Consider the following 26,249-nt stretch of genomic DNA (forward strand, 5'->3'; position numbering starts at 1 on the left):
GCTACCCCCCCAGCACCCGCTTGACCTCTGTGACGGTCTCATCGATGAGGTCATCTAAGCTCGCTACCGCTTGGCCGACCGTCGAGGTGGTTTTTGTTAGGTTAAGCGCAAACGTGCTGCCCGCTTGTCCGTAGGCTTTCTCTAACCGTTGCCACTTGTCCTCAAAACGTGCGATCGACAGTTCGGTGAGGCTGTTATCACCCTGGGGACGCACCGGCCGCTCAAAGGCGTTGGCGAGGTTGCGCGGGTCGGCCTGTTGGCGTACGGTAAAGACGACGTACTCGGGGTCGTTGTGGGCGGCAAAGGAGTTCTGCTTGCCGGTGGGCTTGGCTTTGACGATCGCCCGCAGAAAGGCCTTGAGCCCCTCGAGCATCAGCTCGTTATCGCCCTGCAAGTTGCTCCTAAGCTTGTCGAGGTCAAGGGCAGCGTACCGGTAGTAGCAGGCCGAGTTGTACTCGACGGTGCCGAGCATGTCAGCGCCGGCGTTGTCCTCGGGTTTGAGGTCGTCGACGGCGGTGTAAAAGTCGAACTCGCGCTCGATGGCGTTGGTTGAGAGCGCGTGCGCGACCTGGCAGGCAGCGTCACGGTTTTTCTCGGGTAGATCGGCGAGCATGCGACCGAACAGGGCGACGTCGAGCGCCTTGCCGCCATCCAAAACCTCGTTGAGCGCCTTGGCGACCTCCGCCGGAACGGCGGCTTTGGCAGCTTTTTTGGCGGCTTTCCCCTTTTTGTCGCTCTCTTCAGGAGTGATAAGGTCATCCCAACGCGCATCGATCACCGCAGCGAGACGTTCGATCTCCGAGCGGCCCAAAAAGAGTAGGTATTGGGTCTTGCCGTCATCTGCGACTTTCAGGCCGACGCCGCCAAGCGCAATCGTGACCTTTTGCATAGCCTCAGCTTTATCGCGCTTGTTGGTGGACGCGACCCCATCTTCGTTGTTCGCTGTCAGCATCTGCACCAGCTCTTGGCTCACGCGCTTCGTGCGTAGCGCCAGCACGTCCTCGGGGAGAGTGCCACGGTGTTCCCGCACGTACTCGCGCGCAGCGCGCTTGAGGCACTGGCTCGAGATGCGCCCCCGCCGATAACCGCCGAAGATGGCATCTTTAGGGCTGCCGGTGTCGTCGCGGTTGAGGTTGCTGGGGGCGAAGTTTTGCAGGATGTGGATTTCAAGCAGGTTCATGATTCCTCTCCTTCGTAGGTGGCGTTGGCGACGGTGCGGTAAAAGGCCCGCGCCCACGTCTGTTGCACGGGTTTGCCTTCACGGTTCCAAGCGAGCAGGTCGCGCAGCAGCGCGCCCCAGTGGATGCGGATGGCTTCATCCCCCTTGAGCAGCTGCACCATCTGGCGCAAGCGGTAAGGGAGCTGCTCTCGGTCGGCGTCAAGCAGCGCGACGAAGCGCTGCTCGATGCTTGGGCTCTGACTGCGCGCCAGGTAGAGCTGCGCGATGGCGTGACCGAGGGCGCGGCGGTAGCCCTCAGTGGGTTGCGGATCGGCGCCACCCTCTAGCCCCTCGTCGTCCACCGCGTCGCGAAATTGCTCCAGCTCGGACGACGACACCGTCCCCGCCCACAGCCCTGCGACCAGGTAGAGCATCTGCCGCTCCCAGGCGTTGTCGTAGTCCTTTTGCAAGCGCGCGACGAAGACTTCGACCAGCGGTACGACCTGCGCTCCCGGCTCAGCGACGCCGCGCCTGAGCCGGGCGAGATCGGCGCTCTCGGCGTTGCGCCGCAGGTGCCGCATAAACTCGCGCTCAACGACCTGTTGCACCGGTGACCTCCTTCTGCTGGTAGATGTGGCTAAACAAGATGCCTTCGCTCTTGTAGATCGCCCGCAGCGCTCGAGCGTCGTCGCCGGCGGCGAGGCGCGTCAGCTGCCAGGCGCGCCGGGCCGCCTGCTCGAGCGCTTCTTGCCAGCGCTGCGTGAGCTGCGCCTCGTCAAAGTCAGCTTTAAGCCCCTCGAGCCACTCACCAAAGCGCTGCTCGAGCACTGACCAGTACGCGGTATGATGCGGGAAGCTCTGAGCGAGTCTGCCAATATCGTCCCTGTGCGGTTGCCGGTCGCCTAGGGTCAGCAGCTCTTTGGCCAACGCTCTAGCGGCGCTGCTTAGCCGCTGTCCCATCGCCTCGGCCTTTTCAAGGTTGCTCTCGACAAACCGCCACACCTCGCGGTCGCTCAAGACGGCTTCCGGCAGCTGGTAGACCTCCCCTCGCCACAGCTCGATCTTGGCTTGGTCGTTGGCAAAACCGGCGACAAAGACCGGCAACTTGCGTTCACCAAAGGTGCCGCTGAGCGCGCTGCAAAGGTTGCGCGCATGGTCGGCGACCCCTAGGCTATGCCCACCAGGGCGCGGCAGGAGTGAAGCGTAGTCACGCCACAGCGCGCGCCCCTCGCGAAAACCGAGTGGGTAGACTTTGGTTGGGTCTTTGGGGTCGCGTCGGAAAGCGACCATCGGGTCGGGGCGCACCGCCGCCTCTTCATAGCGGATGCCGGAGGCGTAGGCGATCCAGCGCACCACCGTTTGGCCGCCTTCGCTTTCGGGGTGCAGGCGCACCGAGCGCGCCAGCCAGGTGTAGCGGTGCACGATCCCTTTGGCGCTGCCCCGCGCGGCCTCACAGTCGGCCATATCGGTGACTTTAAGGGGCGGTTGCTCCCAGGTCGCGGCGTCCTGTGCGTGTTCGCGCTCGGAGTAAGGCACGAGGTTCAGGCACAGGGTTTGGTGCAGGTTGTCCCCTAGCACCAGCGCCAGCGCCGCGGTGGCCACCGGCGCGGTAGCAGTGTGGCAGAGCACGCTTTTGCCCGCTGAGATGGCAAAGGTTTGATTGCTGACGAGCAGTCTAGCAGCCTCAGCAGGTAAGAGCGGCCTTGGGCGCGAGGTGATGGTGTGGTCGAAGAGCACCTTGTTATTGTCCGAGTTGAGCTCCGGCGCAAGCACCGTCCACGAGCGGCTCGAGCGCTCAGGACCAAAGTCGGCCACCTGATAGAAGGGCGCTTCAGGGTGAAAGAGGTCGAAGCGGTGTCGATAACGCTCGAGGTAGGCGCGCACCCTGTTCGCATCGAAGCCTTCCTCAAACCACTCCGCTGCTTGCTCGGCGTCCTCTGGCCCAGCGAGCGCCCGGTGCAAGACGGCGAGCAGCAAACGGTGTAATGAAACGGTGACGAGCGGGCTGGGGTCTTCGATGCGGTTATAGCGATGAGCTTCAAGCAGGGCCGCTTCGAGGCTCACGAGCTTGTGTGCTGCGCCCTCGCGTACAGGGATCCAGGGTTCGGTGATGAGGTTGAATGTGGGCAAGTCGCACCTCCTTAGATGGCAAGCGCTGGTCGGTAACGGCGGCGCTGCCCGCTTAAGAGGTGTCGTCCCAGGCATCGGCGTCGTAAGCGCCGTGCTGCTCGAGCAGCCGGTACTCTGCTAGGCGCAAACGCAGCTCGGCAAGGAGCTGAGCAAGGTTGCGCACGCGCGCCGCTCGAGCGGCGTCGGCCACTAACTGCACGAGGTCCTCGTCGGCTAAACTGCCATAGAGCACGGAGTTCACCTCCTTTCTCACCGGAGACCCCCTCTCAGCTTGGCGGCGGGCGGGGTTTTTCGGGTTAGGCAGATTGTAGAAGATATGGTGGGCCTTGTCAATCCCTAAAACCCTGTGAGCAACCAACTTAAAAATCTCTGCAAAACCCCACGGATGTGGGGAGAGTTTGGCTTGCAGCGCGACCCTATGCGCTACCAACGGTTCATCCACGCGCGTGCGAGGAACGGCGCCTATCATACCGCGCTCCCGTACACCACGCCAAGCTGGGGGTCTAGCTCAATAACGAGCTTTGCTATGACCGCCCTACCCGCTTCGAGGATGAGCGGATGGGCATGGGCCAAAAGCGCCGTCTTGCGCCACGCAGTGGTGGGAATCCCGTGAGCCTGACGGTGAATGTCTAGGGCCTCGCAACGGTTGCGGATGAGCTCATAGCGGCTGAGTCTGACGGAGCGGGCGAAGAGCTGTTTGGCTTCGGCAAGCTCGAGCTGCGCGGCAAAGCTAACCGGCACGGTGCCGGCTGCATCGAGGCAAATCCTGCCGTCAACCTTGTGCAAGAGCACCACCGTCGCGCTGGGGCTGCCCTTTCGGGTGTGCAGCAGGTCGGGATCATCGTCGGGGTTGGGCTCGTCATCGGGCAACTTGGGGAAGTCTTGGGGGTCAAGCCAGCCTTTCTCTTCGGGCAAGCCAAAGGGGGCATGCGCCGCTTCGCTAGCGGCCTTTTGATCGCGCTGTTGCAGCGCCATCAGCGAAGTTGCCAAGGCGGCGCGCCACTCGGCATTGAGGTCGCTCGGCTCCGCACCGCCGTAAACCTCCTGAACGAGCTCATCGATGTCCTCGGGCATCCTGATGTGGCTGCGGCGATGGAGCGCGAGGTAGCTGCGCAGGAGGACGTAACGCTCGTAGATGCGCTCGCTCGTGTCAAACTCCGGCACCCCTGCACTGCTTAGGCCCGCCACCCACAGCACCGGCTCGCGGTGGGCGTGCCGCGTTTGCAGCGGGCGCCGGTGGCGGTGCAGCCGCCCAGCGCGCTGCAAGAGCAGGTCGATGGGCGCCAAGTCCGAGATCATGACGTCGAAGTCGAGGTCGAGCGACTGCTCGACGACCTGGGTAGCTACGAGGATAGCCCGTTGGGGGCGCGCGCCGCCCTTGCCGAACTTGGCGATCACTCCCTTTTCGCGCTGCAAACGCGCTTCCAGCGGGCAGCGCGCGTGGAACAGGTCAACGTCGATACCCAGAGCGTTGTCCGCAAGCTGCTGGTAGAGCGCTTGCGCCCGTTGCACGGTGTTGACGATGCAGACGGCGCATCCCCCTTGCGCCGTGCAGGCGAGCGCTGCTTGGGCGATGGCGTCAAGCTCGAGCGGCAGCGGCTTGATGGTCAGCGTGGGCTGCTCTCTGGTCTTAAAGGTCGCCACCGTGGGCGTCGCTTCGCCCTTGATGGCGCGGGTGATGCGCGGATACGGCTTGTCGTCAGCAGGCGGTTCCGCCGCGCCAAAAGCAGCCAGGAGCGCCATGCGTTTGGCCTGGGGCAAAGTCGCGCTCATCAAAATGACCGAAGCGTCGAGCGCCGCTAGCCAGCGTACCAGCGTCTCGATGAGGCCACCCGTGTAGGTGTCGTAGGCGTGCACCTCGTCGAGCACCACGACCCGGTTGCCAAGCCCCCACAGCCGCACGAACTGGTGTTTGCTTGGTAGGATGCTTAAGAGCGCCTGATCGACCGTGCCGACCCCGTACTCCGACAGGAGACCCCGTTTGCGGTGCGAGAACCAGACCTGCGCTTCGACCCCTTCATCCTCACGCGGTATATTGGAGTGCACCTTGATGGTTTGATACGCCTCAACGAGCTCGCTAGCACCGTGCAGTAGCTGCAAATCGAGCCTGCGTGCCTTGCCGAACTGCGCCAAAAACAGCTTGACCCGTTCGAACATCAGGTTGCCGGTCGCTTGGGTTGGCAGCGCGAAGTAGCAGCCGCGGTGTCCATTGGCGAGCTGCAACTTGAGATGTGCATAGAGCGCGCCTTCAGTTTTGCCCTCGCCCATTGGGGCTTCAATCAGCAGCAGCGTTGGGCGTGCGACGCCTGTCAGCATCGTTTCAAGGGTGCTTTGCAGCGGACGGGGGGTAAAATGGTTGTCGAGGTAGCGAAAAACCTCGGCGAGCGATTTCTCTGCGGTCAGCAAGGGGACGCGTTGAAACCAACCGATGCTATCGAGCTTTTGCGCTGCGCGCCCTTTGGCCTTTTGGTAGTAGGCGCCGAGGTCGGTTTCAAGTGGCGAGAAGTCAAAGCTCGAGCCGAGCCAGTCGGCGAAGCTGGTAAGCCCGGCCAGGCGTTCAAAGGCGGCGCCGCCGTAGCACGTCACCTTTGGGGCTAAGCCTGTGCCAAGCACCCCGAGCACGGCCTGAAACAGCTCTTTGCGTACGGCATCCCAGGATCCGTCGCCGCGCTCTTTGCTGACGACGTGATCGAGCTCAGACCGGCCGCTCCGAAAGCCGTGATGCGCGCCAAGGGCGGCTGCAACGTGACGCGCGGCTCGGCGATGCCAGCCTGCGCTACGCAATAGCTCAGGTAAGATAGCCTCACCGATAGCGCCGTGAGGTATGTCCTTGGGCGGCGGCGTTGGGTCAACCGTCCACGAGAGCCCCGCTTGCCGCACGCGCTCTTGACCCGCTGGCCACTTCTGCTGAAACGCCGGGCTCGCCTTGCCGAGGTCGTGCAATCCAGCGAGCGCGCACACCCACGCCTTGGCGCGACCGATAGGCAGCTCGAGGTCTTGGGCGTAGAGCTCGAGCGTGCGCGCGGGCTCGCGCTCTAAAATCGCTTCAGCACAAGCGGCCACGTCGAGCAAGTGACAGATGAGCGGATGCCAAGCGCCGCTGCCCGTTTCGCGGTCGCTTTTGGCCCACAGGCTCTGCGCTGCTGCCGAAATCATGACGGTACGCTACCTCCCTATGGCGTCATCTAACGTCGCAATGTCGCGCCGCCACCTGCCGCGCCTCCTCGAGCCAGCGGCGCCTTAAGGCCTCAGGCTCTAGCACCTCCACCCGCGCCCCCCAGCTCTGCACCCAAGGCAGGATCTCCAAGGGAAACCCGGCGCTGTCCGTCCCGACGCGTAGGCGCACCACGAGGCTGCCGTCTGCGCAGCGCTCCTCGACGGTCACGTCGAGGTAGCCCCCCTCCTCGAGCCGGTAAGCCGCCTCGGGCGCAAAGCGCAGCCGCACCGTCTCGAGGGCGCCGCCGCTCGTACCCACGACGCCCCACGCGTTCTGAAGGTAGCGGTTCGGATCGAAGGTCGGGGGTACCACATAGGTGTCCTCTAGCAACCTGACGTGCCGCATCCGCGAGAGCTTCCACGTCAGGATGGCCCGGTGAAACGTGCGCTCGAAACCGATGGCGTAGGGCGCTAAGTTGTCGCGGCTGACCTCGACGAAGTAGACCTCGAGCTCCTTGTTGCGCCAGCGGCCCGAACCACCCGGTGACCGGTATTCAAAGGCGAGCACCCGACTTTCGAACCAGGCTCGGGCCACGAGCTCGAGCGTCCGGTCGTCGCGCGGTCTCCCCTGCAGCGCTTCAGCGCTCCTTAGGGCGGCCTCTCGGGCAGGCTCCGGCAGGAGCGCCGAGAGCTTCTCGAGAGCGGAGCGGTAAGCGGGGCTGCGGGTCGGTGAATGGTGGTAGAGGAGCCTCACCGCCGCGTGCACAGCGAGCGCCTCAACGGCGCTCAGCCGGTGGTGAACATGTGGGATGCGGTAGCGTCCACGGCTCACCGCTTCAACCCCCTCGCCCATGTCGCGTAACGCCTCGAGGTCGCGCTGAACCGTCCTCACGGAGACGCCAAAACGCTCGGCGAGCTCGGAGGTGCGGCGCGGTTTGAGGCGTAACAGTTCGGCAAGCGCGACGAGCCGGCGCGCTTCGCAGGTGGCTCTGCGCTGAGGGGTCACGCCTTAGACTATCAGACTGAGCAAAACCAAGTTTGAGCGAGGCGGGTGAACGCACGACACCACCGTTATCCCTGCTCGGCCGCACACACGCCCGCAGGCACGTCACCCTGCAGGCGCTCAGACGTCGCCGCAGCTACCAACCGGCGGTCACCGCACGACGAGGGCGCACCAAACCGTGCAACGCCACCTCGCTGCTCGGTCCAGAGCGTTCCCAGTACCCTAAACCAGACTGGTAGGTGCAAGCCCAAAAAACCCCCGCCAAACGCGGGGGTTTTTCGTGCGTCTCTGACGCTTTGTTGTGGCGGGCGCACCAGGACTTGAACCCGGGACCTACGGTTTTGGAGACCGCCGCTCTACCAACTGAGCTATACGCCCATAGCTTTACGAGTATAACAAGCGCAGCCCGACTTGCCAAGTCTCGGTAGCGGGACGTGCGCCCAACGGGCGCACTTTTTGCCCCCTTAGGGGCCACGGTTGGCGCTACCCCAACGGGCCGTCAGCATCCGGACCAGCCTCGCCCCTGCGGCTACGCGCGGTACGTCATCGGCCGTAACGCCGACGCAGCGGTCACCCAGAGGCGGGCTAGCGCGTGGCGTAGGCGGCCTGGTCGTAGGCTTGCAGGTAGGGCGCGGGGTCGACCGGCTCCCCGCCGAGGCGCAGCTCGAAGTGCAGGTGCGGCCCCGTCGAGGCGCCGGTGCTGCCCACAGCGCCGAGGGGCTCCCCTGGCGCGAGCGTGCGGCCGACGGGGGCGCCGGGGGCGCGGAGGTGGGCGTAGCGCGTCTGCGCGCCACCCTCGTGCTCGAGGTAGACCACATAGCCGTACGCCCCGCCCCAACCCGAAAAGCTCACCGTCCCCGCCCGCGCCGCCCGCACGGGCGTCCCCTCGGGGGCAGCGATGTCGAGGCCGCGGTGAAAGGTGTTGCCGGCGACCTCGAGGGTGCGCGGTCCAAAGGCGGAGGTCACGCGGCCCGCGTGCTCGAGCGGCCAGAGGTAGCGGCCGTCGTCCCGGGCGTGCGCGGCGGCTTCGGCGGGTAGGAGCAACAGCGTCCCCGCTGGCAACCCCACCAAGCTGCGAAGGCCGTTTGCGCGCGCGACCGCAGCCGGCGCGTGACCGTAACGCAGCGCGACGCTTAGCGCGTCCTCGCCGGCTGCGAGCACCACGAGCTCGCCCTCTTGGGGGGGGACGTTAAGGTGCGCCCCCGCGGGGAGCGGCGCCGTTGCGGGACCCCAAAGGTGTGGGTTCGCCGCGCGCAGGAGCGCTTCGGAGAGGCCGTAGCGCGCCGCGAGCGCCGCTAGGGTCTCCCCTGAAGCGACGACGTGCGAGCGGAAGCTCGGGGGCGCGCTCACCGCTCCCGCAACAGGGCCCAAGAGCGTGGCGAGCGCTAGCAACCCTAGCGCGCGAGACAAAAGGCTGAGCACGGTGCTGACCTCGTCGGCAGGAGCTCATCGCGCCCGCCGCGTGGCACCAGCCTAGCGTCAGCCGTGGCCTAGGGTCGATAAAAACTCCGCATTGTTCTTTGTCCGGCTGAGGCGCGAGAGGAGCATGTCCATCGCCTCGGCGGGGTCCATGTCGGAGATGACCTTGCGCAACAGCCACATCTTGGCGAGCACGTCCTCGCTTAAGAGCAGGTCTTCGCGGCGGGTGCTCGACTTGAGGATGTCAATAGCCGGGAAGATGCGGCGCTCCTCCAAGCGGCGGCTTAGGTGCAGCTCCATGTTGCCGGTGCCCTTAAACTCCTCGAAGATGACGTCGTCCATGCGCGACCCCGTCTCGACGAGGGCAGTCGCCATGATCGACAGGGAGCCGCCGCCGCGGATGTTGCGCGCCGCCCCCAAAAAGCGCTTCGGCCAGTGCAGCGCCGAGGAATCCAACCCCCCCGAGAGGGTGCGGCCGGTCGGCGGGGTGACGAGGTTGTTCGCGCGCGCAAGGCGGGTAATCGAGTCTAAGAGGATCATCACGTGCCCCCCCTCTTCGACGATGCGCCGCGAACGCTCGTGGACAAACTCGGCGACGCGGATGTGGTTGGTCGGCGGCTCGTCGAAGGTGCTCGCGATCACCTCGACGCCCGTGACCGACTCGCGAAAGTCGGTGACCTCTTCCGGGCGCTCGTCGACGAGGAGCACGATCACCTTGATGTCGGGCTCGTTTTGCACCACCGAGTTGGCAATTTTCTTGAGCAGGGTCGTCTTCCCGGCCTTGGGCGGGGCGACGATCAGCCCGCGCTGGCCGCGGCCGATGGGGGCCAGAAGGTCGATGACGCGCGCGGCGACCTCGTTCTGGGTGGTCTCGAGCCGGATGCGCCGCTCGGGGAAGGTCGGGATGAGGTCGTCGAAGCGGGGGCGTTTGGCCGCTTGGAAGGGGTCGACCCCGTTAACCGCCTCGACGCGGATCAGGGTGCCGTAACGCTCGTTGTCGCGCGGGCGGCGCGCTTTACCCAGGATAAAGTCGCCCGTACGGAGCTTGAACTGCTTGATGAGCCCCGCCGAGACGATCACCGAACGGGTGTTGTTCTGGAGCAGCGACTCCTGCAAAAACCCGTAGCCGTCGCTCGAGATCTCCAAATAGCCCTGCACCAGCTTGAGCCCCTCGGCCTCGGCCGCGCGCTCCAAGATCGCTACCGACAGCTCGTCTTTGCCCATCTGGCGGTAGTCGCTGAGCCCGACCTCCTTGGCTAACAGGTGCAGCTCGGGGAGGATCTTCGACTGCAGGTCGCGGTAGTTCAGGCTCGGCCGCCGCGCGCTACGGGTGCCCCGCGGGCGGCGCGCGGCGTTCTCTTCAGCGCTCGCCGTTTCGTCCTCGTCGTCAGCGGCGAGCGCCCGGCTGGCGCGACGGCCGCGCCGTTTGAGCCCCTCGCGGGGCGCCTCCTCGGTGGCGTCACCCGCGCTGCTCGCGGTCTGCGCGTCGTCGGTAGCGGGCGCGTCGGGCCCGAGCTCCGCCGCCGGTGAGGCGTCCGTCTCCCCCGGAGCATCGGTCTCAACATCGAGGCTCGGGGTGTCAGCAGCTTTGGCTTTGCGCCCACTGCCTTTGGGGCGGCCGCGGCGTTTGGGTTTCTCGGCTGCCTCGGCCTCGGGTGCTACGAGCACTTCGGGATCAGCTTTGGCTTGTGTCACACGTACTCAACTTTCTCGGCGTGGTGGTAACCGCATGTCTTGCTTTTAGAGCGTGAAATAAAAACCGCGTCCGTCGGCATCGGCGCCTAGCGCCCAAGTCCATGCGACGCGCGCCGCTTGCAGGGGTGCTTTAGGCTGCTCCACACGTCACTCCTTAGGGGTTGCTTGGCTTAGCCCTTCCGCCTAAACGGGTGCGGAAAGGTCCAGGCGATCCGTGAGGTGATCACGGCGCACGCTCCTCGGTGCGCGGCGCAGACAGCTTGAGAGCGTCGCGTAACCCCGGCGATAGCGCGGGGGGCGTTCAAGCTGTCGGGCGGAAAAAGAGCAGCGCGGTGCCAGAGAGGCGCAGACCGCTCAGGGCGGCTGCTTGACGTCGTCTAAACCCTGCTGCTAGGCTTTAGTATAAGCAGGTTGCGCGCGACCTGTAAAGCGTCCCCGGCACACGGTTCGGCGTTTGCGCGCAGCCCGTAGCGGTCGCTTACGCCGGGCAGCGACCCCAAAGGCGATGACGGGAACGAGTAGCTCGAGACACGGTGCGAAGGTCCCTCGGGACCAGCAGCGAGCCAGGGAGGGTGCGAGCCTGGCCACACGCCTCGAGCGAAGATCCTCCCCGAGCTGTCCCCCGAACCGGCCGTCGCCCCGCGCGTGGCCCCAGTAGACGGGAACGTGAGCCGCACGTCAGCGCGGCGGCGCTCTGCTCGAGCCTGCTCGAGCGTAGCGGCAGAGGCTGCACCCGCGAGGGTGCGGCGAAGTTGGGTGGTACCACGCTGTTATGGCGTCCCAATGGCTTCAAGGCTTGGGGCGCTTTTTTGTTCGCCGACCCCGCGTCGTCTCACCGCGACAGCGCCCCGGAAACGAGGTCAGCGGTGTTTAAAGAGGTGAAAACGGCGGACTTCGTCGCGCTCGAGCAGGAGGTCATCGCCTTCTGGCGCGAGCGCGAGGTCTTTCGCAAATCGGTCGAAAAAGAGGCGCCCAAGGGCGACTACGTCTTTTACGAGGGCCCCCCCACGGCCAACGGCAAACCGGGCGTGCACCACGTGATCAGCCGCTGCTACAAAGACCTGTTCCCGCGGTTTAAGACCATGCAGGGCTTTCGCGTCGGGCGCAAGGGCGGTTGGGACACGCACGGCCTGCCCGTGGAGATCGCCATCGAAAAGCGCCTCGGGTTCACCCGCAAGTCGCAGATCGAAGACTTCGGCATCGAGCGCTTTAACGCGCTCTGCCGCGCCTACGTGTTCGAGAACATCGCCGACTGGAACGCCATGACCGAGCGCATCGGCTACTGGCTCGACCTCGAGAACGCCTACGTCACCTACGACAACGCTTACATCGCGTCGTGTTGGTGGGTGCTCAAAAGCCTCTGGGACCGCGGCCTGCTCGTCGAGGACTACCGCACCACCTGGCACTGCCCGCGCTCGAACACCTCGCTGTCGTCGCACGAGGTCTCGCAGGGGTACAAAGAGGACGTCGAGGACCCCTCGGTCTACCCGAAGTTCGCCGCCGCGCGCGACGCGCTCGTCGCGCGGGGTCTGCTTAGCGCCGACGAGACGCGCCCCGTATCGCTCATGGCCTGGACGACGACGCCGTGGACGCTCGCGGCCAACACCGGTTTGGCCGTTCAGGGGGGGGCGACGTACGCGCTCGTAGCGGGTCCCGCGCGTTACGGCGAGGGGGGCCGAACGGAGCTCTACGTGCTCGCTCACAACCGCCTCGAGGCCGTGTTCGGCGAGGGGGGTTACGAGCTGCTGCGTACTTTCCCGGGGGAGGCGCTCGTCGGGGTGCGTTACGCCCCGCTTTTTGAGGCGCGCGTCCCCCCCGACGAGGACCCCACCACGGGGTGGCGCGTGGTCGCCGACGAGAGCGTCACCCTCGAGGACGGCACCGGCGTGCTGCACGTGGCCCCGGCCTACGGCGACCTCGAGTTGGGGCGGCGCCACGGCCTCCCCACGCTCTTCTCGGTCGGGCTCACCGGCGAGGTCTTCCCCGAGGTCAAAGCGCCCGGCGCCGCGGAGGGCGACGGCCCCTACACCGGCCTCTTTTTCAAGGACGCCGACGGGCCCATCGCCGACGACCTTCTCGCGGCGGGCAAGCTCTTTCGCCGCGAGACGATCCGCCACACCTACCCCTTTAACTGGCGCAACATGGACGTGCCCCTGATCAACTACGCCAAGCGGAGTTGGTACCTGCGCACCACCGCCCTTAAAGACAAGCTGCTCGCCAACAACGACAAGATCAACTGGGTGCCCGACAGCATCCGCACCGGCCGCTTCGGCAAGTGGCTCGAGAACAACGTCGACTGGGCGCTCTCGCGCGAGCGCTACTGGGGGGCGCCGCTACCTATCTGGGAGGCCGAGGACGGCGAGCGCGTCTGCGTCGGCAGCGTCGCCGAGTTGGAGGCGCTCACCGGCCGCGACCTCTCGGGGCTCGAGCTGCACCGCCCCTTTATCGACGAGGTGACCTTTGAGAGGGACGGCAAAACCTTCCGGCGCGTCCCCTACACCGTCGACGTGTGGTTCGAGTCGGGCGCCATGCCCTACGCGCAGTGGGGCTACCTGGGCGAAAGGAGCGGCGAGGCGGCGCGCGAGACCCTCCGGCGCCACTTCCCCGCCGACTACATCTGCGAGGCGGTCGACCAGACCCGCGGCTGGTTCTACAGCCTGCACGCCCTCGCGACGCTGCTCACCGATGGCGGCGACGGCGTGCGGGAACCGGGCGCGCTCGCCTGGCTCGGCCCCGACATGCCCGCTTTCAAAAACGTCATCGTGCTGGGGCACATCTTGGACGAAAACGGCGAGAAGATGTCGAAGTCCAAGGGCAACATCGTCGACCCCTGGACGGTGCTCGACGCCGTCGGCGCCGACGCGCTGCGGTGGTACCTCTACGCCTCCTCGCCCCCCGAAGCCTCCAAGCGCTTTTCGCTCGCCCTGGTCGAGGAGACGCAGCGCGACCTCTTTAACACCCTCTGGAACACCTACAGCTTCTTCGTGCTCTACGCCAACTTAGACCGCCCCGAGCTGACGCGCGCGCTCCCCGTCGCCGAGCGCCCCGAGCTTGACCGCTGGCTCGTCGCCAAAGTGCACGCGCTCGTCCGCGACGTGACCGCCCACCTCGAGGCCTACGACCCCACGAGCGCCGCGCGCGCGGTGCGCGACTTCGTGGTCGACGACCTCTCGAACTGGTACGTGCGCCGCAGCCGCCGCCGCTTCTGGAAGTCAAGTGGCGACGCCGACAAACGCGCGGCCTACGCGACGCTCTACGAGGCCCTCGTGACGACCGCCAAACTCATGGCGCCGATGGCCCCCTTTGTCAGCGAGGCGATCTACCAGAACCTGGTGCTAGCTCTCGACCCGGGAGCGCCCGAGTCGGTCCACCTGGCCGCCTGGCCGACGTTCGACCCCGCGCTCATCGACGAGGCGCTCTTACGCGACATGAACGCCCTCAGGCGGATCGTCGAGCTCGGCCGCGCCGCCCGCGCCGCCTCGAAGGTCAAGACGCGCCAACCGCTCCCCGAGGTCTTGGTGCGAGTGCGCAGCGCCGATGAGCTCGCCGGGGTGCGGCGCCTCGAGCCCCAACTGCTCGACGAACTCAACGTCAAACGGGCGAGCTACTTAGACCCCACCGCCGACTTCGTCGACTACGAGGTCAAACCCAACCTGCCCTTGGTCGGCAAACGCTTCGGCAAGCTCATCCCCGCGCTCAAGCGGGCGATCGCCGAGCGGGGGGGGCGCGAGATCGCCCAAAACGTGCGCGAGGGGCGCGAGACGGTCTTCGTGCTCGAGGGCCGCGAGTACCGGCTCGAGCCCGAGGCCTTTTTGCTCGACGCCAAGAGCCCCGAGGGGTACGCGGCGCTCGAGGAGCGCGGCTACCTAGCGGCGCTGAACACCCAGCTCACCCCCGAGCTGATCCAAGAGGGGCTGGTGCGCGACGCCATCCGGCTCGTGCAGAACGCCCGCAAAAACGCCGGCTTCGAGGTCGCCGACCGGATTGAGCTGGGCGTGAGCGCCACCGGAGCCCTGCGCGAGGCGCTCGAGGCGCACCTCAGCACGCTGCAAACCGAGGTGCTCGCCCATACCGTCAGCTTCACGGGGCTCCCCGAGGCCGAACACCGCGAGGAGGTCGAGGTCGAAGGGACGCGTCTGGGGCTCGAGCTGCGCCGCGCGCCCGTGGCCCAAGGAGTCGAGGCGTGACGGCTCAAGGTCCGGGCGACACGTCTGCAGCAGCAGTCCCCCGAGACGCTGCTGGGATCATCTCCGGTGCGTGCAGAGCGACCTCATTATCCCTCTTATCGATGTATCCACGCGTCAGTGTGAGAGCGCCGCCAACCGGACGACACCGACCCCAAAAGGCGTGAGCGCTCACGCCTTTTTCTTGACCCTCTTACGCCCGCTTCTCGCCGTAGTCCTTGCCTTCGGCGCTCGCGTCCTCGATGACCTCGTTGATCTCGGCGCCGAATAGGAGCACCGAGGCGGAGATGTAGAAGTAGAACAAGATTACCACCACCGCACCCAAGCTGCCGTACGTCGCGCTAAAGTCCGCGAAGTTCTGCACGTAGAGCGAGAACCCCCACGAGGCGAGGAGCCACACGAGCACCGCGAGCACCGACCCCGGGGTGATAAAGACAAAACGCTGTTCGGTGTCGGGAAAAGCGTAGTAGACGAGCGCCACCACGAGCATGAGGAGCACCACGGCGACCGGTAACCGCAGCAGGTTCCAAAGGGTGACGAAGATGTTGGCAAAACCCACCAACTCACCGAGCCAGCTCATCACCTGCGGGCCGAAAATGAGGAGCGCGGCGGCGGCGATCAGCATCGCGGCGAGTCCGACGGTGTAGAGCAGCGAGAGCGGCATGCGCTTCCATACCGGTCGCCCCTCGGAGACACCGTAGGCGACATTCAGAGCGTTCATGGTGGCGCGCACCCCCGCCGACGCGGTCCACAGCGCGACCAAGATCCCGAGCGACAGGAGACCGCCGCGCGGCTGCTCGATCTCGTCGATGATCTGGTTGACCTGGTCGGCCACCTGCGCGGGCAACACCTCGTTGGCCTGGCCGCGCAGGTACTCGAAGAACTCGGGGATGTTGAGAAACCCCAGCAGCGCCACTAAAAAGATGATAAAGGGGAAGAGCGAAAAGAGCACCTGATAGGCGAGCGCGCTCGCGTAGGTGCCCATGTCGTCCTCGCCGAACTTGCCGAACGCGCGCCGCAGCACGGCGAAGGGGCCGAGCCCCCGGAGACCGGGCAGCTTCACCGCACGCCCCCGTCAGGAGCTTCCAGCCACGGACCATCACAGGGGGCGCCGGCGCGCCCCAAACGTATCATTAACACCATTTTTCCTCACCTTAAACGCTCTAGTGTAGCGGGGGTGCTTGCAGCGACCTCCCCCAGGTCAGTCTACCCAACGCGAAGGCGCGCCTACCGGCGACCGCGCCGCCCCCCGCGCCCAAACGCGTTAAACTTGGGCGTCAAGGCTCGGGCCACGTAGCGCCCTTGAGGAGGCTTTTATGAACGTCGGCATCAACGGATTTGGACGCATCGGTCGGCAGATCTTCCGCATCCTGCACGAACGTGGGCACTCGGTCGCGCTGGTCAACGACCTCACCGACAACAAGACGCTCGCGCAGCTTCTAAAGTACGACTCGAACTACGGCAAGTTTCAGGGTGAGGTCTCCTACGACGACGAGCACCTCATCGTCGACGGCAAACGGGTGCGCGCCACGAGCGTCAAAAACCCCGCCGAGCTGCCCTGGTCGGAGCTCGGCGTCGACCTCGTGGTCGAGTCGACCGGCATCTTTACCAAACGCGACCAAGCCGCCATGCACCTGCAAGGGGGGGCCAAAAAGGTGCTGATCTCCGCGCCTTCGCCCGACTCGGACTTCGACATCATGTTGGGGGTCAACGAAGACCAGTACGACCCCGAGAGGCACACTGTCATCTCCAACGCCTCGTGCACCACGAACTCGCTCGCGGCCGTCATGAAAGTGTTGGACGAGACTTTCGGCGTCGAGCAGGCGATGATGACCACCATTCACTCGTACACGAACGACCAGAACGTGCTCGATTTGCCGCACAAAGACCTGCGCCGGGCGCGCGCGGCGGGCGTCAACATCATCCCCACGACCACGGGCGCGGCCAAAGCGGTCGGCAAGGTGCTGCCGCAGATGAAAGGCATCTTCGACGGCGTCGCGGTGCGCGTCCCGACCCCCACGGGTTCGCTCTCGGACGTCACGGCCCTCTTAAAGCGCGAGGCGAGCGCCGAGGAGATCAACGGGGCGCTCAAAGAGGCCGCCGAGGGGCCGCTTAAGGGCATCGTCGAGTACAGCACCGACCCGCTGGTGAGCCGCGACATCGTGGGTAACCCGCACTCGGCGATCGTCGACAGCGAGATGACCAAGACGCTCGGCAAGATGGCCAAGCTGTTCGTCTGGTACGACAACGAGTGGGGGTACGCCAACCGCATGGTGGACGTGCTCGAGATCATGGACGGGAAACGCTAAACCGCGAGCGGCGAGCTCGCTTGTGGGCAGCCTCGAGTCACGCGGGCTCGAGGCCGTTTCGCTGCCCCAAACCGCAACCCGAGGTGGCGGTGTGAGAACCGGCGGCGCGGTTGGGGGTGCTGGCGCGGGGTTCTCGAGCGCCGACCCGTCGCCCCTTTTTGACTAACGTCACCACCTCGCCACAACCGAAGGAGGAGTACACCGTGCTAAGAACGCTCGACACCCTCGACGTCCGGGGCAAACGCGTGCTCGTGCGCGCCGACTTCAACGTGCCGCTTCAAGGGGGCGCGGTAGGCGACGACAGCCGCATCCAGGCGACGCTGCCGACGCTGCGCCGCCTGCTGGACGCGGGCGCGACGCTCTTCGTGATGAGCCACCTCGGGCGCCCCAAGGGCCCGGAGGAGGCCTCGAGGATGGGACCCGTCGCGGCGCACCTAAGCCGCTTGCTGGGCCAGGAGGTGCGCTACACGCCCACCCCCGGCCCCGCTTCGGACGAGCAGGCGGCCTTCGTCGCCGAGGCGCCGCCGGGGAGCGTGACGCTGCTCGAAAACACCCGCTTCGACGCCCGCGAGACCAAAAACGACCCGGAGATGGCCCGCGCCCTCGCCGCCTACGCCGACGTCTTCGTCAACGACGCTTTCGGCGCGGCGCACCGGGCGCACGCCAGCACGGAAGGGGTCGCGCGGCTTCTGCCGAGCGCGGCGGGGCTGCTCTTGGCGCGCGAGGTCGAGGTGCTGTCCAAGCTGCTGCAAAACCCCGACAAACCCTTTGTGGTCATCCTGGGGGGCGCCAAGGTGTCCGACAAAATCGGGGTGATCGAAAACCTCCTCGCGCTCGCCGACGACGTGCTCATCGGCGGCGCGATGGCCTACACCTTCTTCAAAGCCCAGGGCGGCGCGGTCGGCGCCTCCCTCGTCGAGGACGACAAGCTCGAGCTCGCCCGCGAGCTGCTCGGGCGCGCGCGGCAACGGGGCGTGACGCTGCACCTGCCGCAGGACTCGGTGTGCGCGCGTGAGATAGCAGAGGGCGCCGAGACGGCCGTGTACCCCTCCGACGCGATCCCCGAGGGGTGGATGGGTCTTGACGCCGGCCCCGAAGCCGTGAGAGCGTACCGAGCGGTGCTTGGGGGCGCCAAGACGGTCCTCTGGAACGGCCCGTTGGGCGTCTTTGAGACCAAGCCCTTCGACCGCGCCACGACCGCCATCGCCGAAACGGTCGCCGACTTAGAGGGCTACACGGTCGTCGGCGGCGGGGACTCGGTCGCCGCCGTCAACGCCGCCGGGGTCGCGGCGCGCATCGACCACATCTCGACGGGCGGCGGGGCCTCGTTGGAGTTTCTAGAGGGCAAGACGCTGCCGGGGATCGCGGTGCTTAGCGACTAAGCCGCAGCGACCTTTGGGGGCGCACCTGGTCGCCGGACGAAGCGCCGCGCCTGCTGTTAGCGCGGCGCTCGCGCTCACGTCCGCCGCGTCAAACGCGACACAAGCTCTAAGAAACGCTCGCTAGACTAAAAGGGTGCCCCGGCCCCGCCTTCTCTCACGCCTTCTTCTGCTCGCGGTCCTGTTGGGGACGCTCTGGGTGCTCTTTGAGCGGCGCGCCGAACCCGACTGGTTCTGCGCCGCAGCCGCCTCCCCCGAGGCGTACGAGGACACCTGGTTTTACACGCTGCAAGAGGGGCCGGACGGGTGGCTTTTGCGTCACGCCGACCTCCAGTCCGCGGCAGCCCCCTCGCCGGAGGCGCTAGCGGGGCTTGTGCAGCTCAACCGCGCGCTCAACGCCAGAGGCGTCACGCTCCTTATCGCCGCTCAAGCGCCGCGGGGCGTCGCGCTGCCCGAGGGGAGCGTCGAGGGCTACAGCCCCAGCCGCGCGCTTCAGGACTACCGCGCCTTTAAGGCGGCGCTCGTCGAGGCGGGGGTGCTGACCGCCGACCTCGGCACGGTCGCGGCCGACATGCCCGGCTTCTTCTTTCGGCGCGACCACCACTGGACGCCCGAGGGCGCCCGGGCGAGCGCCGCCGCGGTGGCCGAGCTGATCCGCGCGACCCCTACCTACGCCACCCTGGAGCCGCAGGCTTACACGACCGAGCGCGTCGCCCAAGAGGCGCAGGTCGGCTCGTACGGCGAAGCGGTCGGGCGCGCTTGCGGCCAGCCCCCCCCGGCTGAGCCCCTGACGCGTTACGAAACGCGGCCCCAAACGCCGAGCGGCGCCCCCTCCGAGGCCCTGTTCGCGACCACCTCAACCCCCCCCATCGCGCTCGCGGGCACCAGCAACAGCGCGCGCGACGACCTCAACTTCGCGGGGTTTTTGGCGCAGGAAACGGGGCTAGAGGTCCTCAACGTGTCTGCCGTCGGGGGCGGCCCCGAAACCGCGCTAGACACCTTTTTGCGCTCCGAGACGTTTGCTGCGTCGCCGCCCCCCTTCCTCGTCTGGGAGTTTGCGACGCTCTTCGACGTGCCGAGCGAAGGCACCTTCTACCGGCAGCTCGTACCGAGCGTCGCGGGGGCGTGTTCGGTCGCCGACAGCGTGCGGCGCGTGCGGCGCCGAGCCGCCCCCGAGCTCACCCTCTTTGAGGACGCTCCCGCGGCGTCGTTTCTCTACCTCGAGGCTTCTGACCTCTCGCTCGTGGCGTTTGAGGTCGCGGTGACGTATGAAGACGGGCGCACGGAAAGGGTCGCCATCGAGCGCCCGACGCGGGCGCGCAACGACGGGCGGTTTTTCCTGGGGCTCGAGGGCGCGTTGGGGCGGCTCTCGCTGACGCTCCCCGAGGCTACCGGGGGCGAGCTCGAAGCGAGGCTCTGCCCGTAACATCCCTGCGCGTGCGAGCAAGCCCACATCCCTTCCGGAGCGTCACAGCGTCACGCGACCTCGCAGCGCCGTTTGTGGCGGCGACCCCGCGCTACCGCCGGTCGATCTCCAGCTCGACCTCGGTGCGCCCGCTCTCACGCTCGACCTCGAGCTCCGCCTCGAAGTCCCCGCGCACGTAGTCCGCCTCGCGCTCACCCTCCGACTCGCTGAGGTCGGTGCGCTCCCAGCCCGCACCCCGCAAGAGCCCGTCGTAGTGGTCGAACACGGCGACAAAGTCCTCGGTCGCGTATTCGACGTCGAGGCTCCAGTCGAGGTCGCGCACCGAAACGTCTGGCATGAGCGTCAGCTCAAAGCGCGGCCAACGGTAGAGGCTAAAGGTGCCCTCACTGATCACCGCCTCGTCGAGATCGAGCTCGAGTTCGGTGTAACCGTCCGCATCGCGCTCGGACTCGAGCTCGAGCCGCAGACCGTCAAGGCGGTACTCGGCGTCGATCTCGTCGTCGTCCTCAAAAAGGCTCACCTGCTCCCAACCCTGGCGCCTAAGCTCGGCGTCGTAAAAGGCGAAGACGCCCCTAAAGTCCTCGGTGTCGTAGTCGATGTCGACCGACCACGAGCGCTCGAGGAGCTGCGCACCCCCGAAAGCGGGGAGCTCGAGGTCATCTTCGGGGGTGCTCTGCGCCCCCACCCACCCTAGCAGCAGCGCAGCCGACAGCGCGGCGGCTTTCGTCGTTCGTCTCACCATCGTGTGTCCCCCCAAAAGCAAGTTGCAGGCGAACCTGGCTTTTAATCTTGCAGCAACCCCCGCGCGATCACCACGCGCTGGATCTCATTCGTACCCTCGTAGATCTGGTTGAGCTTAACGTCGCGCAGGAGCTTCTCGACCGGGTACTCGCCGACGTAGCCGTAACCGCCGTGGATCTGGATGGCTTCGTTGGCGGCCGCAAACGCCATGTCCGAGGCGTAGGCTTTGGCGATTGCCGAGGCTTCGGTGTGGGGTTGGCCGCTGTCAACGAGCCACGCCGCGTAGAGGGTCTGCAGGCGGGCGGTCTCGATGCCGATCTTCATGTCCGCCATCTTGAACTGCAGCGCCTGAAACGAGTTGATGGGGCGGCCGAAGGCGTGGCGTTCGGCGCTGTAGCGGCGCGACTCGTCGAGCGCGCGCCGCGCGAGGCCGACCGAACCCGCCGCGACCGGGATGCGGGTTTTGTCGAGCGTCTTCATGGCGATGCGAAACCCGTCGCCCGGCTCGCCTAAGATGTTCGCCGCCGGTACGCGCACGTCCTCGAAGACGAGCTCGGCGGTCACGCACGCGCGCTGGCCGAGCTTGCCGTGGATTTTCTGGTAGCTCATCCCCGGCGGCGTCCCCTCGACGACCACAGCCAGCGTGCCGCGGTGCTTGGCTTCCGGGTCGAAGGTGGCAAACACCACCGTCAGCTCGGCCAGACCGCCGTTGGAGATCCACATCTTGGTGCCGTTTAGGACGACCTCGTCGCCCTCGAGGCGGGCGCGCGTCTTCATGGCGCCCGCGTCTGAGCCGTTGTCGGGCTCCGAGAGCGCGAAAGCGGCCAGCTTCGGGCCCTCCAAAAGGGGCTTTAAAAGGCGCGCCTGCTGCTCCTCGCTGCCGGCGACCAAGATGGGGGTGATGCCGAGCTCTGAGGCCATAAAGATGCAGTAGATGCCCATGCAGGCGTAGGCGAGCTCCTCGCCTATAAGCACCTCGTCGACCATGCCGAGGCCGAGCCCGCCCAAGGAGGCCGGGATACCCGTGTTCAGCAGGCCGAGCTCGAAGCCGCGCGCGACCACCGCCTCCGGATAGCTCTCCTCGCGGTCGTGCTCCGCCGCGACGGGAGCGATGACGTCGCGGGCGAACTCGCGGGCGAGCGCCCTAAACTGCCGCTGCTCGTCGGTGAGGGAAAAGTCGATCATGCGTCTCTCCTTTGGGGTAAGTAGCCTAGCGTGCGTGGCGCGTGGCTCTTGGTGCGTGCCTGCTAAGACCGTGCGCTACGCGCTGCGAACGAAGAGGTCGGCGAGCCCCTGCTCCGACCAGCACCAGCGCAAGGGGGGTTTGGGCAGCGAGAGCAGGAGGGGGTGCAAGGAGGCGGGCGTCGGCTGCGGCCGCACGCGCAGGGGTTGGGGCGTGGGCAGCGCAAAACCCGCGGGGGCGGAGGCGCCCTTGACGAACCCCAACAGCTCACCCCGCACGTCCCACAAAAAGGCGCCGTCAAACCACCCGAGCGGCTCCCCCCGAGGCGAGGCGACGAGCTCGCCGTGCACGAAGCCCACGGGTTCATTCGATAGCGTGTAGAGCACCCCCGCGCCCGTGAGGTAGAGCTGCGGCGCGCCCGCGCGGTCGTAGAGCATGCGCCGCACTACGCCTCCCGGTAGAGCTGCCGCGCGATCACGATGCGCTGAATTTCGCTCGTGCCCTCGTAGATCTCGGTCACGCGGGCGTCTCTAAAGTAACGCTCGACGGGATAGTCTTTGGAGTAGCCGTAACCGCCCAAAACCTGCAGCGCCGCGTGGGTGACGAACGAGGCCGTTTCAGAAGCGAAGAGCTTGGCCATCGACGCCTCCTGGGTGACGCGGTAACCGTGGTCTTTAAGCCACGCGGCGCGCTGGGTGAGTAGCCGCGCGGCGTCGACGCGGGTCGCCATGTCGGCGAGCTTAAAGGCCACCCCCTGGTGCTCGCGGATGGGTTTGCCGAAGGTGCGGCGTTCGCCGGCGTAGGCCAGAGCCGCCTCGAGAGCGGCCCGGGCGATACCGACCGCCTGCGCCGCGATACCGATGCGCCCGCCGTCGAGCGACTCGAGCGCGATCACCAGCCCCTGCCCCTTGGGGCCGACGAGCGCGCCATCGGGCACGAAGCAGTCCTCGAAGATCACGCTCGTGGTCGTCGCCGCGTGCTGTCCGAGCTTCTCCTCGGGTTTGCCGAAGTGCATCCCCGGGGTGCCCTTGTCGACCACGAAGCACGACACCCCGCGCGGCCCCGCACTCGGATCGGTTTTGGCCATCACCAGGTACACCTGCGCCTCGCCCCCCGAGGTGATCCAGGCTTTTGTCCCGGAGAGCACGTAGCCCCCTTCGACCTTGCGGGCGCGGGTGGTGATGGCAGCGGCGTCCGAACCGGCGTGCGGCTCCGAGAGGCAAAAGGCGCCGATCCACTCGCCCGAAGCGAGCTTGGGCAAGTAGCGCGCCTTTTGGGCTTCGGTGCCGTAGTGCACCAGCATGGTCTGCGGGAGGCCGCTGGTAACGCTCATGATGGTGCCGTGCGAGGCGTCGGCGGCGGAGATCTCCTCGAGCATCACCACGTAGTCGAGCGTCCCCAACCCTAGACCGCCGTAGCACTCGGGGGTGGTCATCCCTAGTAGGCCCAGCTCACCCATTTTGCGCAGCGTCGGCCAGGGAAAGCGCGGGTAGCGGTCGAGCTCGGCGGCGATGGGGGCGATCTCCTTTTGGGCAAAGTCGCGCACGGTGCGCTGCATCATGAGGAGGTCTTCGGAGAGGGCGAACTCCATTAAGCCAGCCCCGATGGTTTAAAACGAGCATGCTGATTGCAAGTCACCTCCTTAGCATAGCGCGCGACACACTTCTGAGGCGCTTAGAGCAACCCGTATACCGAAGGCCACACCCGTTTGCTTGACATCACTAGTTCAAGTTCATACGATTTACTTGCGTCGTTACATCTTTACAAGAAAGGTGGTTGGTATGCCCTTCGCCACCCCTAGGCCCCTCACCCTTTCGGTGCCTCAGCATGGTTGAGTGCCAGCGAGCAGTCACCGACCACGGCAGTGCAGCGCAACTGTGCCCACCGACCGCAACACCAGCGACAGCTCAAGGGGCGAAACGGGCGTCTTTCTCGTTTATAAAAAGTAGTGTCACGCTGCTCGTCCTGCTCCTCGGGGGGTGCGTCCAGCAGCCTCCGGGCACTATCCACTTGACCGTGTTCAACAATCCGAGCGTCGTCTCAGGTGACACTCCCGATCCGATGGCCTGTGCGGGCGGCGTCCAGGCCTCGCTTTCGATCGCGGGCGAGAGCGTCAAGACCTCACGCGTCAGACCGCTGGCGGTCGGGGAGGGTACGGCGCAGCTCGTCGTCCCCCCCTCCAAACGCCTTCAGTTCGGTATGACCCTCGTAACCGAGGCGTGGTGTTACGACGACGCAGGCGATGAGATCGGCCACGTCGAGGTCGCGAGGCCCCTGCGCTACGGGCACATCCCGGGGGTTTTGGTCCTATCGCCCCTCGCCGCCAAACCGACCTTCGGACCCGAAGCGGGGTGCGTCGCGCCGACCGCGCAGCGGGGGGTTGCGCTGTGCGTTCTCAGCGACCTCTACTAGGTTCGCACCCGAACCCGTTCAGAACGGCGCCGCGACGCGTTTAGAAAGAGGCGATCATGCGTTACCGGAGTGCGTTGCTGCTCACCCTCCTGCTCCTTGTCGGCGGATGCCGCCGGAACCCGCCGCCCGAACCCCCACTGCCGCCCGAACCCACGCCTCGGGGGCTCAGCGCCATCGAGGGGCGGTTGGAGGGTTGGACGCTAGGCCGCGCTTTGATCACCCTGACGGGCGGTTACGCTGTCCAGGGCGACGGCCAGACGACGACGCTGACCCTCATGGAGCCCACCTACACCGGCGACATCGCGGAGGACGGGGCGTTCTCCGTCGACCTGAGCGGCCCCGTCGCCGAAGGGGCGCTGTTCGCGCTCGGCTGCACCGCAGACGCGCCAGACGTTGCGGTTCTCCTTATCGGCCTCGTCAGCCAAACAGACCCTATCGCGTCCTTGGACGACATCATCGCAGACGTCACCCTGCGGCCCGACCCCGAGTTGTTCCCCACGGCGATGTGGGTATACGCCAAAGGCGCCTACCGCTACAGCGGCGCCTGCGACAGCGGGGAAAACCTGCTGAGTTTGACGGAAGTCGAGCTCGAGCTCGTCGCCGGTTGGAACGCGGTCATCGTGGAGCGCCTGACCTTCGGCGCGCGCATGCGCAGCGCCGACATTCCCGAAAGCTACCGCTGGCAACCCGCGTACTGACGCGTCCTCAACCGAGCTGCACGTCGACGGGGGCGGCCTGAGGCGCCGCCCCCTTGAGGTCTACAACCAAGCCGCAGATACGGAGACCAGTAGGACCGACGCCCCATCGATAGGCTCGCTCTTTGGCGCTAGAGCAGCCGCAGCGTCAGCGGGTAGCGGTAGCGCTCGCCGCTCGAGGCGCGCACCGCCGCGACGACGGGCAGCACGAGCGACCCCACGACGAGCGCGAGCAGCGCCAGCGCGACCAGCGCGAGCCCCTCGGCGCTCCCCCCGATAAGCGCGGCGACGCCGAGCACACTGAGCCCGACGAGATAGATGAGCGCCGAGAGGCCGAAGTTGAGCGCCTCCAGAGCCTGCGCGTCGCCGAAGGCGCTCTCGCCGCGCCTCAAAAGCCACACCGCGAGCGGGCCGACGGCGCTCGGCAGCCCCAGAAAGACGACGTACAACGAGAGGTGCGCCAGGATGCCCCAACGCACCTCGTCGGGTGTCGGTGAAAGGGGCGTCGGCGCCCCCGTAAGGTCGGCTTGCGTCTCGTCCACGATGCTCCTGCGCTCCCGCTGGTTTGGGTTTAGCCTCTTCATGCAGCACGCAACGGGGCTTCACGTCCCCCCCTTAGAGTACCCCTATGATGCTCGGACTTCTCGTCGCCCTCTTCGCCAACCTCATCGCGCTGCCCAGCGCCGACACCGCCCTCAGCTTCGAGCTCGAGCTCCTCTTAAACGGCCAGCCCATCCACTGGGACTCCGGCGAACGGGCGCGGCGCAACGGCAACCGCTTCCGCGTCGAGGACCCGGAGGTGCCCCTGGAGGTCTTTTTCGAGGGCGGCGTGCTCACGCTCGACCTCGCCGACTACGGCACCTTTAGCCGGCCGCACGTGCTCGGCGTCCGTTATCAGCGCCTCGGTGACCCCACGAGCTTCGGCGCGACCGTCTACCACGACCCGGAAAACCCCGCGCAGGTCATCCGCTTCGAGGGTGAGCGGGTGCGGGGCGGCGACTTGGAGCTCACGGGGGTGCCCGCCCAGAACCCCTTCACCCGCTCCCAAGAGGGCGTCGAGGCCTCGGGGACGGTCGAGGTGCGCGCCGAGGACGCGGCGGGAAACGCGGGGAGCACGATCACGCTCGACCTAGACAGCGCGCTCTTTGCGGGCCTCGAGCGCTTCAACCTGCGCGTGCAGCTGACGCCGCAGTAGCCTTAGTAGCACCCCGGCAGACCGCCCCGCTCCGGAGGCTTGGAAAGCGGGGCGGTTTGCCGTAGACTGCAACCATGACGACCCGGGCGCCCCGTACCCCCCGCCGCCTCGGTGGCGCGCGGCCGCGCGTGCGCACGCCCCGGGCCTTTAAGTGGCACCACCA

The 26,249-nt window shown here is 66.6% G+C and carries 21 protein-coding genes and 1 tRNA gene; 7 read left to right on the forward strand and 15 right to left on the reverse strand.

Annotation, left to right across the window (positions count from 1 at the left end; translation table 11 throughout):
• Position 1: 1 nt before the first annotated feature.
• From cas7e to rho, 9 genes are all read right to left on the reverse strand, one after another.
• Entirely contained in the window at positions 2-1,180 is a 1,179-nt protein-coding gene (cas7e, locus tag TRAD_RS11480; RefSeq protein WP_013178781.1) for a type I-E CRISPR-associated protein Cas7/Cse4/CasC, read from the reverse strand.
• On the reverse strand, positions 1,177-1,767 hold the full coding sequence (casB, locus tag TRAD_RS11485) for a type I-E CRISPR-associated protein Cse2/CasB (protein ID WP_013178782.1): 591 nt from the start codon (positions 1,765-1,767) through the stop codon (positions 1,177-1,179). The genes cas7e and casB overlap by 4 nt, the downstream gene beginning before the upstream one ends.
• On the reverse strand, positions 1,751-3,289 hold the full coding sequence (casA, locus tag TRAD_RS11490; protein WP_013178783.1) for a type I-E CRISPR-associated protein Cse1/CasA: 1,539 nt from the start codon (positions 3,287-3,289) through the stop codon (positions 1,751-1,753). The genes casB and casA overlap by 17 nt, the downstream gene beginning before the upstream one ends.
• A 52-nt stretch (positions 3,290-3,341) precedes the next feature.
• Positions 3,342-3,530, reverse strand: coding sequence for a hypothetical protein (locus TRAD_RS11495; RefSeq protein ID WP_041947270.1), 189 nt, complete (start codon positions 3,528-3,530; stop codon positions 3,342-3,344).
• Between the two features lie 224 nt (positions 3,531-3,754).
• Complete coding sequence (locus TRAD_RS11500) at positions 3,755-6,445, reverse strand: CRISPR-associated helicase/endonuclease Cas3 (RefSeq protein WP_013178785.1); 2,691 nt, start codon at positions 6,443-6,445, stop codon at positions 3,755-3,757.
• A 25-nt stretch (positions 6,446-6,470) separates the two neighbouring features.
• Complete coding sequence (locus TRAD_RS11505; protein ID WP_013178786.1) at positions 6,471-7,451, reverse strand: helix-turn-helix transcriptional regulator; 981 nt, start codon at positions 7,449-7,451, stop codon at positions 6,471-6,473.
• A 299-nt stretch (positions 7,452-7,750) separates the two neighbouring features.
• Positions 7,751-7,826, reverse strand: a tRNA-Trp gene (locus TRAD_RS11510).
• A gap of 207 nt (positions 7,827-8,033) precedes the next feature.
• Positions 8,034-8,798, reverse strand: a complete 765-nt coding sequence (locus TRAD_RS11515) for a LysM peptidoglycan-binding domain-containing M23 family metallopeptidase (protein WP_185095166.1) — start codon at positions 8,796-8,798, stop codon at positions 8,034-8,036.
• A gap of 129 nt (positions 8,799-8,927) precedes the next feature.
• Positions 8,928-10,175: a transcription termination factor Rho gene (rho, locus tag TRAD_RS11520; protein WP_041948001.1), complete on the reverse strand. Its 1,248-nt coding sequence runs from the start codon at positions 10,173-10,175 to the stop codon at positions 8,928-8,930.
• A gap of 1,253 nt (positions 10,176-11,428) precedes the next feature.
• Here rho and ileS point away from each other — a divergent pair.
• Positions 11,429-14,749, forward strand: coding sequence for an isoleucine--tRNA ligase (gene ileS, locus TRAD_RS11525; protein WP_013178789.1), 3,321 nt, complete (start codon positions 11,429-11,431; stop codon positions 14,747-14,749).
• 190 nt (positions 14,750-14,939) lie between these two features.
• Here the strand turns inward: ileS and TRAD_RS11530 are convergent, their stop codons facing one another.
• The gene (locus TRAD_RS11530) at positions 14,940-15,809 is read right to left on the reverse strand and encodes a YihY/virulence factor BrkB family protein (RefSeq protein WP_013178790.1); all 870 of its coding nucleotides are present in this window, start codon (positions 15,807-15,809) and stop codon (positions 14,940-14,942) included.
• A 253-nt stretch (positions 15,810-16,062) separates the two neighbouring features.
• On the opposite strand from TRAD_RS11530, the gene gap reads away from it, so the two are divergent.
• The 3 genes from gap to TRAD_RS11545 all read left to right on the forward strand — a co-directional run bounded on the left by gap (position 16,063) and on the right by TRAD_RS11545 (position 19,860).
• Positions 16,063-17,055 carry a type I glyceraldehyde-3-phosphate dehydrogenase gene (gene gap, locus TRAD_RS11535; protein ID WP_013178791.1) on the forward strand — a complete coding sequence of 331 codons (993 nt, stop codon included), beginning with the start codon at positions 16,063-16,065 and terminating at the stop codon, positions 17,053-17,055.
• A 203-nt stretch (positions 17,056-17,258) separates the two neighbouring features.
• Positions 17,259-18,437, forward strand: a complete 1,179-nt coding sequence (locus TRAD_RS11540; RefSeq protein WP_013178792.1) for a phosphoglycerate kinase — start codon at positions 17,259-17,261, stop codon at positions 18,435-18,437.
• Between the two features lie 133 nt (positions 18,438-18,570).
• A complete protein-coding gene (locus TRAD_RS11545; RefSeq protein WP_013178793.1) occupies positions 18,571-19,860 on the forward strand; it encodes an alginate O-acetyltransferase AlgX-related protein in 1,290 nt (429 codons plus the stop codon).
• 91 nt (positions 19,861-19,951) lie between these two features.
• On the opposite strand, the gene TRAD_RS11550 is transcribed toward TRAD_RS11545, so the two are convergent.
• From TRAD_RS11550 to TRAD_RS11565, 4 genes are all read right to left on the reverse strand, one after another.
• The gene (locus TRAD_RS11550; protein ID WP_148221240.1) at positions 19,952-20,599 is read right to left on the reverse strand and encodes a hypothetical protein; all 648 of its coding nucleotides are present in this window, start codon (positions 20,597-20,599) and stop codon (positions 19,952-19,954) included.
• 44 nt (positions 20,600-20,643) lie between these two features.
• Complete coding sequence (locus tag TRAD_RS11555) at positions 20,644-21,786, reverse strand: acyl-CoA dehydrogenase family protein (RefSeq protein ID WP_013178795.1); 1,143 nt, start codon at positions 21,784-21,786, stop codon at positions 20,644-20,646.
• A gap of 75 nt (positions 21,787-21,861) precedes the next feature.
• Positions 21,862-22,221 (reverse strand): 4-fold beta flower protein, encoded by a 360-nt coding sequence (locus TRAD_RS11560; RefSeq protein WP_148221241.1) that lies wholly within the window; start codon positions 22,219-22,221, stop codon positions 21,862-21,864.
• 8 nt (positions 22,222-22,229) lie between these two features.
• Positions 22,230-23,375 carry an acyl-CoA dehydrogenase family protein gene (locus tag TRAD_RS11565; protein WP_013178797.1) on the reverse strand — a complete coding sequence of 382 codons (1,146 nt, stop codon included), beginning with the start codon at positions 23,373-23,375 and terminating at the stop codon, positions 22,230-22,232.
• A 425-nt stretch (positions 23,376-23,800) separates the two neighbouring features.
• Between TRAD_RS11565 and TRAD_RS11570 the strand changes: the two genes are divergently transcribed.
• Together TRAD_RS11570 and TRAD_RS11575 are read left to right on the forward strand one after the other, a co-directional pair.
• Positions 23,801-24,196 carry a hypothetical protein gene (locus TRAD_RS11570; protein WP_185095167.1) on the forward strand — a complete coding sequence of 132 codons (396 nt, stop codon included), beginning with the start codon at positions 23,801-23,803 and terminating at the stop codon, positions 24,194-24,196.
• 56 nt (positions 24,197-24,252) lie between these two features.
• A complete protein-coding gene (locus TRAD_RS11575; protein WP_013178799.1) occupies positions 24,253-24,894 on the forward strand; it encodes a hypothetical protein in 642 nt (213 codons plus the stop codon).
• 128 nt (positions 24,895-25,022) lie between these two features.
• Here TRAD_RS11575 and TRAD_RS11580 read toward each other — a convergent pair whose 3' ends face one another.
• Positions 25,023-25,433, reverse strand: a complete 411-nt coding sequence (locus tag TRAD_RS11580) for a DUF4870 domain-containing protein (protein WP_013178800.1) — start codon at positions 25,431-25,433, stop codon at positions 25,023-25,025.
• 86 nt (positions 25,434-25,519) lie between these two features.
• Here TRAD_RS11580 and TRAD_RS11585 point away from each other — a divergent pair, with 86 nt between their 5' ends.
• On the forward strand, positions 25,520-26,086 hold the full coding sequence (locus TRAD_RS11585; RefSeq protein ID WP_013178801.1) for a hypothetical protein: 567 nt from the start codon (positions 25,520-25,522) through the stop codon (positions 26,084-26,086).
• The last annotated feature ends 163 nt before the right edge of the window (positions 26,087-26,249 follow it).

This window comes from Truepera radiovictrix DSM 17093, assembly GCF_000092425.1.
GTDB classification, from domain to species: domain Bacteria; phylum Deinococcota; class Deinococci; order Deinococcales; family Trueperaceae; genus Truepera; species Truepera radiovictrix.

Bases quoted from the DNA above. Each gene is read 5' to 3' on its own strand.
- TRAD_RS11575 (WP_013178799.1), top strand. From the start codon at position 24,253: ATGCGTTACCGGAGTGCGTTGCTGCTCACCCTCCTGCTCCTTGTCGGC.
- TRAD_RS11585 (WP_013178801.1), top strand. From the start codon at position 25,520: ATGATGCTCGGACTTCTCGTCGCCCTCTTCGCCAACCTCATCGCGCTG.
- cas7e (WP_013178781.1), bottom strand. From the start codon at position 1,180: ATGAACCTGCTTGAAATCCACATCCTGCAAAACTTCGCCCCCAGCAAC.
- TRAD_RS11500 (WP_013178785.1), bottom strand. From the start codon at position 6,445: ATGATTTCGGCAGCAGCGCAGAGCCTGTGGGCCAAAAGCGACCGCGAA.
- TRAD_RS11560 (WP_148221241.1), bottom strand. From the start codon at position 22,221: ATGCTCTACGACCGCGCGGGCGCGCCGCAGCTCTACCTCACGGGCGCG.
- TRAD_RS11565 (WP_013178797.1), bottom strand. From the start codon at position 23,375: ATGGAGTTCGCCCTCTCCGAAGACCTCCTCATGATGCAGCGCACCGTG.
- TRAD_RS11555 (WP_013178795.1), bottom strand. From the start codon at position 21,786: ATGATCGACTTTTCCCTCACCGACGAGCAGCGGCAGTTTAGGGCGCTC.
- gap (WP_013178791.1), top strand. From the start codon at position 16,063: ATGAACGTCGGCATCAACGGATTTGGACGCATCGGTCGGCAGATCTTC.